Raw genomic sequence first — 13186 nt, 5'->3', positions numbered from 1 at the left:
AGGAGACCTCTATGCACTTCAAAAAACTCGCTGCCACCCTGCTCATCTGCGCCTTGCCGGCCGTCAGCCAGGCCCGTGACACGGCGGTCTATCTGCCGTTCGACAAGGCCGTCGCCGAAGCGACCCGCACCGGCAAGATCGACGGCAGCGTGAAGTTCTATCTGGCGGGCAACGCCCCAGCCGGCAAAGTTACCGTCGTCAGCCCCGGCGCCGTGACCAACAAGAAGACCAACGCCTTCAACAAGACCGACCAGGAAGCCTGCGAGTGGGTCGTGCAATCGGCGATCATCAGCCTGCACCAGGCCGCAAAAAACGCCGGCGCCAACGCCGTGACCAACATCGTCAGCTTCTACAAGAGCAACGAGCGCAAGGATGCGAAAACCTACGAATGCCACGCGGGCGCCATCATGGCCGGCGTAGCGTTGAAGGGCGATCTGGCGACGGTTCAGTAACGGCCGGAACGACGAAGGGCGCCTTTCGGCGCCCTTTTCAATTCAGATCATGTGCTGGCATGCAACTTCAGCCCCAGCGCTTTCATGACTTTGAGGATCGTTCCAAACTCGGGATTTACCTCGCCTGACAGTGCGCGATAAAGACTTTCCCTTGATAGCCCCGCATCCCGCGCGACCTGGGTCATGCCACGCGCCCGAGCGATAGTGCCAAGTGCCTTGGCAATAAAAGCCGGGTCATCCCCCGCCTCTTCCATGCAGGCATCCAGATAGTTGGCCATGTCCTCTTCTGTCTTGAGGTACTCGGCTGAGTCCCAACGAGTGAATTGTTCGGTCATGGGTTTTGCTCCTGCCAGGATTCCGCGATGAGCCTGGCTTGCTTGATGTCTCGAGATTGACTGCTCTTGTCTCCACCACAAAGGAGGATGACCAGCTGACGACCTTGCTGCATGAAATAGACCCGATATCCCGGGCCATAGTCAATTCGGGCTTCGCTGATCCCTTCGCCAATGGCTTTGACATCACCGAAGTTTCCTTCAGCCATACGATCAATTCGCACCTGAATACGCATCCTGGCGCGACTATCAGCCAGCTTCACAAGCCAGCTCGAGAATGTGGAGCTTCGAAGTATCTCAGTCATGGTCGCAAGTGTAGCCGTTGAGCTACACGCACTCTACATGGACTTCTCTCTGTCCGATATACGGCGTCTACACTCGTCATACCCATGATTTGCTGCGCGTTACGTCAAGGAGACGACCATGCAAGCGAAAGCCCTGATCGCTACCGCCCTTTTCAGCCTGCTCCCCAGCGCCAGCCACGCCACCAATCTGATGTACATGCCCTTCGAAACCGTCGTGTCGGATGCGATGCGCGCCGGGCGGCTGGATGGCAGTGTGACGTTTTATCTGGTCGGCAACGGGCCTCAGGGCACTCAGCGGTTGTTGCGGCGCGGGGTGGTCAGCGATCTGAAGACCAACGGCTTCAACAAGAGCGATCACGACTCCTGCGAGTGGGTGTTGCAGTCGAATCTGATTGCGCTGCAGGCCGAGGCCAAGCGTGTCGGGGCGAATGCGGTGACCAACATCGTCAGCTACTACGACCAGCATGTGCGCAAGGATCTGAACACTTACGAATGTCGGGCCGGCATCTTTGTCACACGAGTGGCGTTGAAGGGTGATCTGGTGCGGCTGCCCTGATCAACCGGCTTCGACCTTGCGCGTGAGCAGTTCGACAAATGCCTTGGCCATCGGTGATTTCTGATCCTTGCGCTGCACCAGCCACACCGCCGTCACGGCCTCGGGATCGAGCAGCGGTCGATAGACCACGCCGTCGATGCGCATCCGCTGATACGACGCTGGCATCACTGACACGCCCAAACCGGCTGCCACCAGACCGATGATGGTCATGGCTTCGCCGGCCTCCTGGGCAAAGTGCGGACTGAATCCCGCGTCGCGGGCCAGGCTGATCAACTGTGAATACAAACCACTGCCGTAACTGCGCGGGAAGAACACGAACGGCTCAAGTGCCAGCGCCGAGAGGAACAGTCCCTCTTCAGAGCCCTGCGCCAGCGGATGTTTGGAACTAAGCACCGCCACCAAAGGCTCACGCATCAGTTCGACCACGCTGAGCGAATCCGGCAAACCCAGCGGTCGCATGATGCCGACTTCGATCGATTCGTCCACCAACGCGTCGGCCACCATGGTGCTGCTCATCTCGCGCAGGTTCAGGTGCACAGCCGGGAAGCGCTGACGGAAGGAAAAAATCGCCTGGGGAATGGTCGAGTTGAAAGGCGCCGACGAAGTGAAGCCGATCTTCAACTCCCCTAGTTCACCGAGTTGCGCCCGGCGGGCCACGTCCGCCGCTTTATCGACCTGAGCCAGCACCAGCCGCGCTTCCTCCAGAAACAGTCGCCCGGCCTCGCTGAGCTCGACCCGACGATTGGTACGCTCGAACAGTCGCGCGCCGACTTCCTGTTCCAGCGCCTGAATCTGCTGGCTCAGCGGTGGCTGGGAGATGCCCAGCACCTGTGCGGCGCGGCCGAAGTGCAGTTCTTCGGCGACGGCGATGAAGTAGCGCAGATGACGCAATTCCATGAACACCCCATTAGGTCGTAAAAGCTATCAAACAGGTCGAACAATATATTGGATAGAAACATTAGCCAGCTATATGATTTTTTCATTGCCTGCCTGCCCGCGCCCTCCGAGGTCTGATGTGAAAACCGCCGTCGCTCCACTGGCCCATGAAGTTCCGCCCGCTGCGGCGGACGATGTGCTGACCGAACTGCAAGAGATCTACATCGAGAAAGACACGCCCGCGTTCATGCGCACGGTACTCGCGCTGTTCAGCGGCGGCTTCGCCACCTTCGCCCTGCTGTACTGCGTGCAGCCGATGATGCCGCTGCTGTCCCACGAATATTCGATCAACGCCGCGCAGAGCAGCCTGATCCTGTCAGTGGCCACCGGCATGCTGGCGTTCGGTCTGCTGATCACCGGCCCGATTTCCGATCGGGTCGGGCGCAAACCGGTGATGGTCGCCGCACTGTTCGCCGCGGCGCTGTGCACCATCGCCAGTTCGATGATGCCGAGCTGGCACGGCGTGCTGATCATGCGTGCGTTGATCGGGCTGTCATTGAGCGGCCTGGCGGCGGTGGCAATGACTTACCTCAGCGAGGAAATCCATCCCCAGCACATCGGTCTGGCGATGGGTTTGTATATCGGTGGCAACGCGATTGGCGGGATGAGCGGGCGGTTGATCACCGGGGTGCTGATCGACTTCGTCAGCTGGCACACGGCGATGATGGTGATCGGCGGCCTGGCGTTGATCGCCGCAGCAGTGTTCTGGAAGATCCTGCCGGAGTCGCGCAACTTCCGCTCCCGCTCGCTGCACCCGCGCAGTCTGCTCGACGGCTTCACCATGCACTTTCGCGATGCCGGCCTGCCGCTGCTGTTCCTCGAAGCGTTCGTGCTGATGGGCGCATTCGTCACCCTGTTCAACTACATCGGTTACCGCCTGCTGGCGGAGCCGTACCACATGGATCAGGTTTTCGTGGGGCTGCTGTCGGTGGTGTACCTGTCGGGTATCTACAGCTCGGCAAAAATCGGTTCGCTGGCCGACAAACTGGGCCGCCGCAAAGTGCTCTGGGCCACCATCGCCCTGATGTTCGCCGGCCTCGCCCTGACGATGTTCACACCGCTGCCGCTGGTGATCGTCGGCATGCTGATCTTCACCTTCGGCTTCTTCGGCGCGCACTCGGTGGCCAGCAGCTGGATCGGCCGTCGGGCGCTCAAGGCCAAGGGCCAGGCGTCGTCGCTGTACCTGTTCAGCTATTACGCTGGCTCGAGCATTGCCGGGACGGCCGGCGGAGTGTTCTGGCACCTGGCGGGATGGAACGGGATCGGCCTGTTCATCGGCGCGCTCTTGCTGGTGGCACTGTTGGTGGCGTTGAAGCTGGCGAAGTTGCCGCCGCTGGGTGGCGTCAAAGCCTGATTCACGCCCATAAAAAACGCCCGGCATTAGCCGGGCGTTTTTGTTTTCTACCCTTAGAGCTGAGCGCCGATTACTCGTGATACTGCGCCGACAACTCGTGCACCGCACGCAGGAACGCGCCAGCGTGCTCCGGATCGACTTCCGGCGTGATGCCGTGGCCGAGGTTGAACACGTGGCCGCTGCCCTTGCCGTAGCTGGCGAGGATGCGCCCGACTTCGGTGCGGATCGCTTCAGGTTTGGCGTAGAGCACGGTCGGGTCCATGTTGCCTTGCAGCGCGACCTTGTCACCGACGCGGGCGCGGGCGTTGCCGATGTCGCAGGTCCAGTCCAGGCCCAGTGCGTCAGCGCCGGCCTCGGCGATGCTTTCCAGCCACAGGCCGCCGTTCTTGGTGAAGAGGATCACCGGCACTTTGCGACCGTCGTGCTCGCGGATCAGGCCGCTGACGATTTTCTTCATGTAGGCCAGGGAGAATTCCTGATACGCCGCCGCCGACAGGTTGCCGCCCCAGGTATCGAAGATCTGCACCGCTTGCGCACCGGCCTGGATCTGGCCGTTCAGGTACGAAGTCACCGATTGCGCCAGCTTGTCCAGCAGCAGGTGCATGGCTTGCGGGTTGTCGTAGAGCATCGCCTTGGTCTTGCGGAAGTCTTTCGACGAGCCGCCTTCGACCATGTACGTGGCGAGAGTCCACGGGCTGCCGGAGAAACCGATCAGCGGCACGCGGCCGTTCAGTTCGCGGCGGATGGTGCTGACCGCGTCCATCACGTAGCCGAGGTCCTTGTGCGGATCCGGAATTGGCAAAGCTTCGATGTCGGCCAGGGTGCTGACGACTTTCTTGAAGCGCGGACCTTCACCGGTCTCGAAGTACAGGCCCTGGCCCATGGCATCGGGAATGGTGAGGATGTCGGAGAACAGGATCGCCGCGTCCAGTTGCGGATAGCGGTCCAGCGGTTGCAGCGTGACTTCGCAGGCGAATTCCGGATTCATGCACAGGCTCATGAAATCACCGGCCTGGGCGCGACTGGCGCGGTATTCCGGCAGGTAGCGGCCGGCCTGGCGCATCATCCACACAGGGGTGACGTCTACGGGTTGCTTGAGCAGGGCGCGGAGGAAACGGTCGTTCTTCAGGGCAGTCATGTCGGCATCCGGAAAAAAAGTGCGGGCATTTTCTCAGAGCGCGACGCAAAAGGCACGGATGCAGGTCAGCCTTTTGTCTATCGGGTCAATTTGTCGCAATAAATACGGGGCATCAGCAACAGCGAGAAACAACTGTGGGAGCGAGCCTGCTCGCGATAGCGGATTGTCAGCCAATACGTCTGGTGACTGATTCACCGCCATCGCGAGCAGGCTCGCTCCCACAGGGTTATTGCTTTTGGCTCAGGATCCGGGTTTAGACGCCCAGGTAATCCAGGATCCCTTCAGCCGCATTGCGGCCTTCGAAGATCGCCGTCACCACCAGGTCGGAACCGCGCACCATGTCGCCACCGGCGAAGATTTTCGGGTTGCTGGTCTGGTGCTTGTACTGACCTTGCTCGGGCGCAACGACGCGGCCCTGGCTGTCGGTCTGGATCTCGAACTGCTCGAACCACGGCGCCGGGCTTGGACGGAAACCGAACGCGATGACCACGGCGTCGGCCGGGATGATCTCTTCGGAGCCCGGGATCGGCTCGGGGCTGCGACGGCCACGGGCGTCCGGCTCGCCGAGACGGGTCTCGACCACTTTCACGCCTTCGACCTTGTCCTCGCCAACGATGGCGATCGGCTGACGGTTGTAGAGGAATTTCACGCCTTCTTCCTTGGCGTTCTTCACCTCTTTGCGCGAGCCGGGCATGTTTGCTTCGTCACGACGATAGGCGCAGGTCACCGATTTGGCGCCCTGGCGGATCGACGTGCGGTTGCAGTCCATCGCCGTGTCGCCGCCGCCCAGCACCACGACCTTCTTGCCTTTCATGTCGACGAAATCTTCCGGCGACTTTTCAAAGCCCAGGTTGCGGTTGACGTTGGCGATCAGGAAATCCAGTGCGTCATAAACGCCCGGCAGGTCCTCACCGGCAAAACCGCCCTTCATGTAGGTGTAGGTGCCCATGCCCATGAACACGGCATCGTATTCGGCGAGCAGTTGCTCCATGGTCACGTCCTTGCCGACCTCGGTGTTGAGGCGGAATTCGATGCCCATGCCGGTGAAGACTTCGCGGCGATTGCTCAGCACGGTCTTCTCGAGCTTGAACTCGGGGATGCCGAAGGTCAGCAGACCGCCGATTTCCGGGTTCTTGTCGAACACCACCGGCGTCACGCCGCCACGCACCAGCACGTCGGCACAACCGAGGCCCGCCGGGCCTGCGCCGATGATCGCGACACGCTTGCCGGTCGGCTTGACCTTGGACATGTCCGGGCGCCAGCCCATGGCGAACGCGGTGTCGGTGATGTACTTCTCGACCGAACCGATGGTCACCGCGCCGAAACCGTCGTTAAGGGTGCACGCACCCTCGCACAGACGATCCTGCGGGCACACCCGGCCGCAGACTTCCGGCAGGGTGTTGGTCTGGTGCGACAGCTCGGCGGCCTGGAGGATGTTGCCCTCGGCCACCAGCTTCAGCCAGTTCGGAATGAAGTTGTGCACCGGGCACTTCCATTCGCAATACGGGTTGCCGCAACCCAGGCAGCGGTGGGCCTGGTCGGCCGACTGCTGGGGTTTGAACGGTTCGTAGATTTCCACGAACTCTTTCTTGCGTTGACGCAACAGTTTCTTCTTCGGATCCTTGCGCCCGACATCGATGAACTGGAAGTCGTTATTCAGACGTTCAGCCATTGTTAAAACCTCATCAAACTCTTCAGGCGCATATCACTGCGGGTTGGCACGGGTGCTGGAAAGCAACGACTTCAGGTTGGCAGCCTTCGGCTTGACCAGCCAGAAACGGCGCAAGTAGTCATCGAGGTTCTCGGCGAGTTCACGACCCCACTCGCTGTCGGTTTCCGCGACGTACTCGTTCAGCACGTTCTGCAGGTGGCTGCGATAGGCTTCCATCGCCTCGCCGCTGATCCGCTGGATTTCCACCAGTTCGTGGTTGACCCGGTCAACGAAGGTGTTGTCCTGGTCGAGCACGTAGGCGAAACCGCCGGTCATGCCAGAGCCGAAGTTGTAACCGGTCTTTCCCAGAACGCAGACAAAACCACCGGTCATGTACTCACAGCAGTGATCGCCAGTGCCTTCCACAACCGTGTGGGCACCGGAGTTGCGCACGGCGAAACGCTCGCCTGCGGTGCCGGCGGCGAACAGCTTGCCGCCCGTGGCGCCGTACAGGCAGGTGTTGCCGATGATGGCGCTTTCCTGAGTCTTATAAACGCTGCCCTTCGGCGGCACGATGGTCAGCTTGCCACCGGTCATGCCTTTGCCGACGTAGTCGTTGGCGTCGCCTTCCAGATACATGTTCAGACCGCCGGCGTTCCACACGCCGAAGCTCTGACCCGCCGTGCCCTTGAAGCGGAAGGTGATTGGCGCTTTGGCCATGCCCTGGTTGCCGTGCTTGCGCGCGATTTCGCCGGAGATCCGTGCGCCGATCGAACGGTCGCAGTTGCAGATGTCCAGATCGAATTCGGCGCCGCTGAGGTCGTTGATCGCCGACGTCGCCATCTCGACCATTTTCTCGGCCAGCAGGCCCTGGTCGAATGGCGGGTTGCGCTCGACGCCGCAGAACTGAGGCTTGTCCGCCGGGATATGATCGCTGCCCAGCAGCGGGGTCAGATCCAGGTGATGCTGCTTGGCGGTCTGGCCTTCGAGGACTTCCAGCAGATCGGTGCGGCCGATCAGCTCTTCGAGGGAACGCACGCCCAGCTTGGCCAGCCACTCACGGGTTTCTTCGGCGACGTAGGTGAAGAAATTCACCACCATGTCGACGGTGCCGATGTAGTGATCCTTGCGCAGCTTCTCGTTCTGGGTCGCGACGCCGGTAGCGCAGTTGTTCAGGTGGCAGATACGCAGGTATTTGCAGCCCAGCGCGATCATCGGCGCGGTGCCGAAGCCGAAGCTTTCGGCGCCGAGGATCGCAGCCTTGATCACATCGAGGCCGGTTTTCAGGCCGCCGTCGGTCTGTACCCGAACCTTGCCGCGCAGGTCGTTGCCGCGCAGGGTCTGGTGGGTTTCGGCCAGGCCGAGTTCCCACGGAGCGCCGGCGTATTTGATCGAGGTCAGCGGCGAAGCACCGGTGCCACCGTCGTAGCCGGAGATGGTGATCAAGTCCGCGTAGGCCTTGGCCACACCGGCGGCGATGGTGCCGACGCCCGCTTCAGCCACCAGTTTCACCGAGACCAGCGCCTTCGGGTTGACCTGTTTCAGGTCGAAGATCAGTTGCGACAAGTCTTCGATCGAATAGATGTCGTGATGCGGTGGTGGCGAAATCAGGGTCACGCCCGGCACTGCGTAACGCAGCTTGGCGATCAGCCCGTTCACTTTGCCGCCCGGCAGTTGCCCGCCCTCGCCCGGCTTGGCGCCCTGGGCGACCTTGATCTGCAGCACTTCGGCGTTGACCAGGTATTCCGGGGTCACCCCGAAACGGCCGGTCGCAACCTGCTTGATTTTCGAGCTCTTGATGGTGCCGTAGCGCGCCGGATCTTCGCCGCCTTCGCCGGAGTTGGAACGCGCACCGAGGCGGTTCATGGCTTCGGCCAGGGCTTCGTGAGCTTCCGGCGACAAGGCGCCCAGCGAGATACCGGCGGAGTCGAAGCGCTTGAGCACCGATTCCAGCGGCTCGACTTCACTGATGTCCAGCGGCGTGTCGAGGGTCTTGACCTTGAACAGGTCGCGGATCATCGACACCGGACGGTTGTCCACCAGCGAGGTGTATTCCTTGAATTTGGCGTAGTCGCCCTGCTGCACGGCGGCTTGCAGGGTATTGACCACGTCCGGGTTGTACGCGTGATATTCGCCACCGTGGACGAACTTCAGCAGACCGCCCTGCTGGATCGGCTTGCGCGGACTCCAGGCTTCGGTGGCCAGTGCTTTCTGTTCGGCTTCGATGTCGACGAAACGCGCACCCTTGATTCGGCTCGGCACGCCACGGAAGCTCAGCTCGCAGACTTCTTCGGACAGGCCGATGGCTTCGAACAGCTGCGCACCGCGGTACGACGCGATGGTCGAAATGCCCATCTTCGACAGGATCTTCAACAGACCTTTGGTGATGCCTTTACGGTAGTTCTTGAACACCTCGTAGAGGTCGCCCAGCACTTCACCGGTACGGATCAGGTCGCCCAGCACTTCGTAGGCCAGGAACGGATAGACCGCCGAGGCGCCGAAGCCGATCAGCACCGCGAAGTGGTGCGGATCGCGGGCGGTGGCGGTTTCCACCAGGATGTTGGAGTCGCAGCGCAGGCCTTTTTCGGTCAGGCGGTGGTGCACCGCGCCGGTGGCCAGCGAGGCGTGGATCGGCAGCTTGCCCGGAGCGATATGGCGGTCGCTCAGAACGATCTGGGTACGACCGCCACGCACGGCTTCTTCAGCCTGATCGGCGACGTTGCGGATCGCCGCTTCGAGGCCGACGCTTTCGTCGTAGTTGAGGTCGATGATCTGCCGCTCGAAACCCGGGCGGTCGAGGTTCATCAGCGAACGCCACTTGGCCGGGGAAATAACCGGCGAGCTGAGGATCACGCGCGATGCGTGCTCCGGCGATTCCTGGAAGATGTTGCGCTCGGCACCGAGGCAGATTTCCAGCGACATCACGATCGCTTCACGCAGCGGGTCGATCGGCGGGTTGGTCACCTGGGCGAACTGCTGGCGGAAATAGTCGTACGGCGTGCGCACGCGCTGGGACAGCACGGCCATCGGCGTGTCGTCGCCCATCGAGCCGACGGCTTCATAGCCTTGCTCGCCAAGCGGACGCAGTACCTGATCGCGCTCTTCGAACGTGACCTGATACATCTTCATGTATTGCTTGAGCTGATCGACGTCGTAGAAAGCCGAGCCGTGATCGTTGTCTTCCATGGTCGCCTGGATGCGCAGGGCATTCTTGCGCAGCCATTGCTTGTACGGATGACGGGATTTGAGACGGTTGTCGATCGCGTCGGTGTCGAGGATCTGCCCGGTTTCGGTGTCCACGGCGAAGATCTGGCCCGGGCCGACACGGCCCTTGGCGAGCACGTCTTCAGGCTGGTAGTTCCAGACGCCGATTTCCGACGCGAGGGTGATGAAACCGTTCTTGGTGGTGACCCAGCGCGCCGGGCGCAGACCGTTACGGTCGAGCAGGCACACCGCGTAGCGACCGTCGGTCATGACCACGCCGGCCGGGCCGTCCCACGGCTCCATGTGCATCGAGTTGTACTCGTAGAACGCACGCAGATCCGGGTCCATGGTTTCGACGTTCTGCCACGCTGGCGGAATGATCATCCGCACGCCACGGAACAGGTCGATGCCGCCGGTGACCATCAGTTCGAGCATGTTGTCCATGCTCGAGGAGTCGGAACCGACACGGTTGACCAGCGGGCCGAGTTCTTCCAGATCCATCAGATCGTTGGTGAACTTGGTCCGACGGGCCTGCGCCCAGTTGCGGTTGCCGGTGATGGTGTTGATCTCGCCGTTGTGGGCGAGGAAGCGGAATGGCTGAGCCAGCGGCCATTTCGGCAGGGTGTTGGTGGAGAAGCGCTGGTGGAACACGCAGATCGCGGTTTGCAGGCGCTGGTCACCCAGGTCCGGATAGAACGCGGCCAGGTCGGCCGGCATCATCAGGCCTTTATAGATGATGGTCTTGTGGGAAAAGCTGCAGATGTAGTGGTCGGTGTCGGCGGCATTGGCCACGGACGAGCGACGACGGGCGCTGAACAGCTTGACCGCCATGTCCTGATCGCTCAGGCCTTCGCCGCCGATGTACACCTGCTCGATCTGCGGCAGGCGCTCAAGGGCCAGGCGGCCGAGGACGCTGGTGTCGATCGGCACTTTGCGCCAGCCGATCAGTTGCAGGCCTTCGGCCAGGATCTCGCGGTTCATGTTCTCGCGAGCGGCTTCGGCCTTGGCCGGATCCTGATTGAAGAAGACCATGCCCACGGCATATTGCTTGGGCAGCTCGACGCTGAAGGTTTCCTGGGCAATGGCACGCAGGAAGGCGTCGGGTTTTTGAATCAGCAGACCGCAACCGTCACCGGTCTTGCCGTCGGCATTAATCCCACCGCGGTGGGTCATGCAGGTCAGGGCCTCGATGGCCGTTTGCAAAAGGGTATGACTGGGTTCGCCCTGCATATGGGCTATCAGGCCGAAACCGCAGTTATCCTTGAATTCATCTGGTTGGTACAGACCTGCTTTCATAGACACTTTCTCACCAGGCTGCCTCTTAACGAGGCAAATTTCTTTTCAATTCAACCACTTGCTTGCCGCGCCGAACGTACGCCGGCTTTGCGGGGGCAAAAGGGTGGTCATTGTACACAGCGACACAGAGGCTCACAAATTTGACGACGAAATGTCGCAAGTTCATGTCGCATTTGTGAAAGGTTTAAAGCGATCTGCTGTGCTAGTCAAAACTTTTTTAATTTTGACCGCAACGACTCAAAGACTACTGTGACGCAGACACCACAAGGCACGCGGCCCGTAAGGGCGGCGCGCACTTGTAGAAATTTTGAGGTGCTTGGAGAGGCGGCCTGGGTAAGGCCGCCGAATCTTCAGCGAGTTGTTGCCAGTTCCTGTTGGACGCTGGCGACAGTGCGAGGCCAAGGTTTACCAGCCTGAACCTTCGCTGGCAAGGCCTTGATGGCAGAAACGGCTGCATCACGATTGGCGAAGTTGCCGTAGGTGATCACGTAGAGAGGCTTGCCGTTGAGGACTTTCTTGAAATAACGGTACTCGCCGCCCTGCTCCTTGACGAAGTTTTGCGCGGTCGCTTCGGAGCTGGTGCCGAGGATCTGCACCACGTAGTTGCTGGTCGGCTGACCGGCGTACCAGCTGCCACCGGCAGCCTTGGCGACGGTGACCGGCTTCTCGGCAGGTTTCGCGGCGACAACAGGCTTGGCAGGGACCGGAGCCGGTTTGGCCACTGGAGCGGCCGGAGCAGGCTTGGCGGTAGCGACCTGGGTCGGTGCCGGGGTCGGTTTGGCTGCCGGGACCGGAACCGGAACCGGGGTCGGCGCAGGGCCGGCCTGAACGCCCGCGGGTGGCGCGGTGGTGGTCACGGTCGGCGGCGTGTTGCTGGAGCCTTCGACCGGCACACCGTCGTCGCCTTCAGTGATACCACCCGCGGCTTCAGCCAGCGGACCGCGCATTACCGGTTGCGAGTTGCCGACCAGCGGCAGCGGCATCGGTTGGGTATTGCCGTTGAATTCGACGGACGGCGCGCCACCCGCCTGCGGCGTGCCCTGGCCCAAAGGCAGTTGTGCCTGCTCGTTGGCCGGCGCACCGGTGGTCGGTGCCTTGTTGCGACCCGGCATCAGCCAGGCGGCAGCGACCGCGACCACAACGACGGCGGAAATCGCCAATACGTGTTTCTTCGGCATGTTGAACCCCATACTTGGACGCTTGACCGCTGAGCGGCTGGCAATCATGACTTCGATCAGAGCATCGCGAGCGACCTGGTTGATGTTGCCCGGCCAACCCTCGGAGCTTTCGTGAATATCAGAGATCTGATCCGCGGTGAAAAGTTCGACACCCCGGCCGGCACCTTCGAGCCGCTGGTCAAGATACTCGCGGGTTTCTTCTTCGGTGTACGGCTGCAGTTCGATGACGTGAAAGCGCTCTTCCTCAAGGTGCAAAGCCTCGAGCTGCGCGATCAGCGACGACTCGCCGAACAGGAACACATGCGGGCGACCTTCCGGCGCGCCGGCGCCCAGCGCCATTAGGGCTTCAAGGGCGGACTCGTCGAGCTGCTCGGCATCGTCCACCAGCAGATAGACTTCCTGACCGGTCAGGGCCAGTTGTACGACCTGATCGAGGATCGCCCCGACTTCGGCCTGGGCCACGTCCAGCGCCTGGGCGATCTGGCGCAGCACACCGGCGGCATCGCCGGCGCCACGGGCGGAAACGACGACGCTCTGCACCGATTGCTTGTTGGTGCTGGCCACCAGCGCCTGACGCAGCAGGGTCTTGCCGCTGCCCTGCGGGCCGGTGACCACCAGCAGCAACTGGCTGTAACGCGCCAGATGATGCAACTGACCCAGCACCGGCTTGCGCTGGGCCGGGAAGAATTTGAAGCCCGGCACCCGCGGCGCGAAAGGGTCGTGACTTAACTGGAAATGGCCGAGGAACGCCTCGTCGGCATGCAAACTAGTCATCGGAATCTTA

Annotated in this window: 10 protein-coding genes; 3 read left to right on the top strand and 7 right to left on the bottom strand. The window is 61.6% G+C overall.

Going from position 1 to position 13186, the window contains the following annotated elements; genetic code table 11:
* Window positions 1-11 precede the first annotated feature (11 nt).
* The gene (locus CAF76_RS18615; RefSeq protein WP_085648021.1) at window positions 12-452 is read left to right on the top strand and encodes an excinuclease; all 441 of its coding nucleotides are present in this window, start codon (window positions 12-14) and stop codon (window positions 450-452) included.
* Between the two features lie 47 nt (window positions 453-499).
* Here CAF76_RS18615 and CAF76_RS18610 read toward each other — a convergent pair whose 3' ends face one another.
* Entirely contained in the window at window positions 500-787 is a 288-nt protein-coding gene (locus CAF76_RS18610) for an addiction module antidote protein (RefSeq protein ID WP_011332089.1), read from the bottom strand.
* On the bottom strand, window positions 784-1089 hold the full coding sequence (locus tag CAF76_RS18605) for a type II toxin-antitoxin system RelE/ParE family toxin (protein ID WP_039766452.1): 306 nt from the start codon (window positions 1087-1089) through the stop codon (window positions 784-786). Before CAF76_RS18605 ends, CAF76_RS18610 begins: the two co-directional genes overlap by 4 nt.
* A 118-nt stretch (window positions 1090-1207) precedes the next feature.
* Here CAF76_RS18605 and CAF76_RS18600 point away from each other — a divergent pair, with 118 nt between their 5' ends.
* Window positions 1208-1645 (top strand): excinuclease, encoded by a 438-nt coding sequence (locus tag CAF76_RS18600; RefSeq protein WP_085648020.1) that lies wholly within the window; start codon window positions 1208-1210, stop codon window positions 1643-1645.
* Here CAF76_RS18600 and CAF76_RS18595 read toward each other — a convergent pair whose 3' ends face one another.
* The gene (locus CAF76_RS18595; RefSeq protein ID WP_039766450.1) at window positions 1646-2542 is read right to left on the bottom strand and encodes a LysR family transcriptional regulator; all 897 of its coding nucleotides are present in this window, start codon (window positions 2540-2542) and stop codon (window positions 1646-1648) included.
* Window positions 2543-2660: 118 nt separating this feature from the next.
* On the opposite strand from CAF76_RS18595, the gene CAF76_RS18590 reads away from it, so the two are divergent.
* On the top strand, window positions 2661-3935 hold the full coding sequence (locus CAF76_RS18590) for an MFS transporter (protein WP_085648019.1): 1275 nt from the start codon (window positions 2661-2663) through the stop codon (window positions 3933-3935).
* Between the two features lie 70 nt (window positions 3936-4005).
* Here CAF76_RS18590 and hemE read toward each other — a convergent pair whose 3' ends face one another.
* The 4 genes from hemE to CAF76_RS18565 all read right to left on the bottom strand — a co-directional run bounded on the left by hemE (window position 4006) and on the right by CAF76_RS18565 (window position 13176).
* Window positions 4006-5073 carry a uroporphyrinogen decarboxylase gene (gene hemE / locus CAF76_RS18585; protein WP_007968321.1) on the bottom strand — a complete coding sequence of 356 codons (1068 nt, stop codon included), beginning with the start codon at window positions 5071-5073 and terminating at the stop codon, window positions 4006-4008.
* A 253-nt stretch (window positions 5074-5326) separates the two neighbouring features.
* The gene (locus CAF76_RS18580) at window positions 5327-6745 is read right to left on the bottom strand and encodes an FAD-dependent oxidoreductase (protein WP_007909438.1); all 1419 of its coding nucleotides are present in this window, start codon (window positions 6743-6745) and stop codon (window positions 5327-5329) included.
* Between the two features lie 33 nt (window positions 6746-6778).
* Window positions 6779-11224: a glutamate synthase large subunit gene (gene gltB / locus CAF76_RS18575; protein ID WP_085648018.1), complete on the bottom strand. Its 4446-nt coding sequence runs from the start codon at window positions 11222-11224 to the stop codon at window positions 6779-6781.
* 350 nt (window positions 11225-11574) lie between these two features.
* Window positions 11575-13176: an AAA family ATPase gene (locus CAF76_RS18565; protein WP_085648017.1), complete on the bottom strand. Its 1602-nt coding sequence runs from the start codon at window positions 13174-13176 to the stop codon at window positions 11575-11577.
* Window positions 13177-13186: the final 10 nt, after the last annotated feature.

The sequence above is a fragment of the Pseudomonas sp. B40(2017) genome (assembly GCF_002112855.1).
GTDB classification, from domain to species: Bacteria; Pseudomonadota; Gammaproteobacteria; order Pseudomonadales; family Pseudomonadaceae; genus Aquipseudomonas; species Aquipseudomonas pharyngis.
Note: the sequence above shows the minus strand (reverse complement) of the source record. Positions and strands in the feature narration are given on the sequence as shown.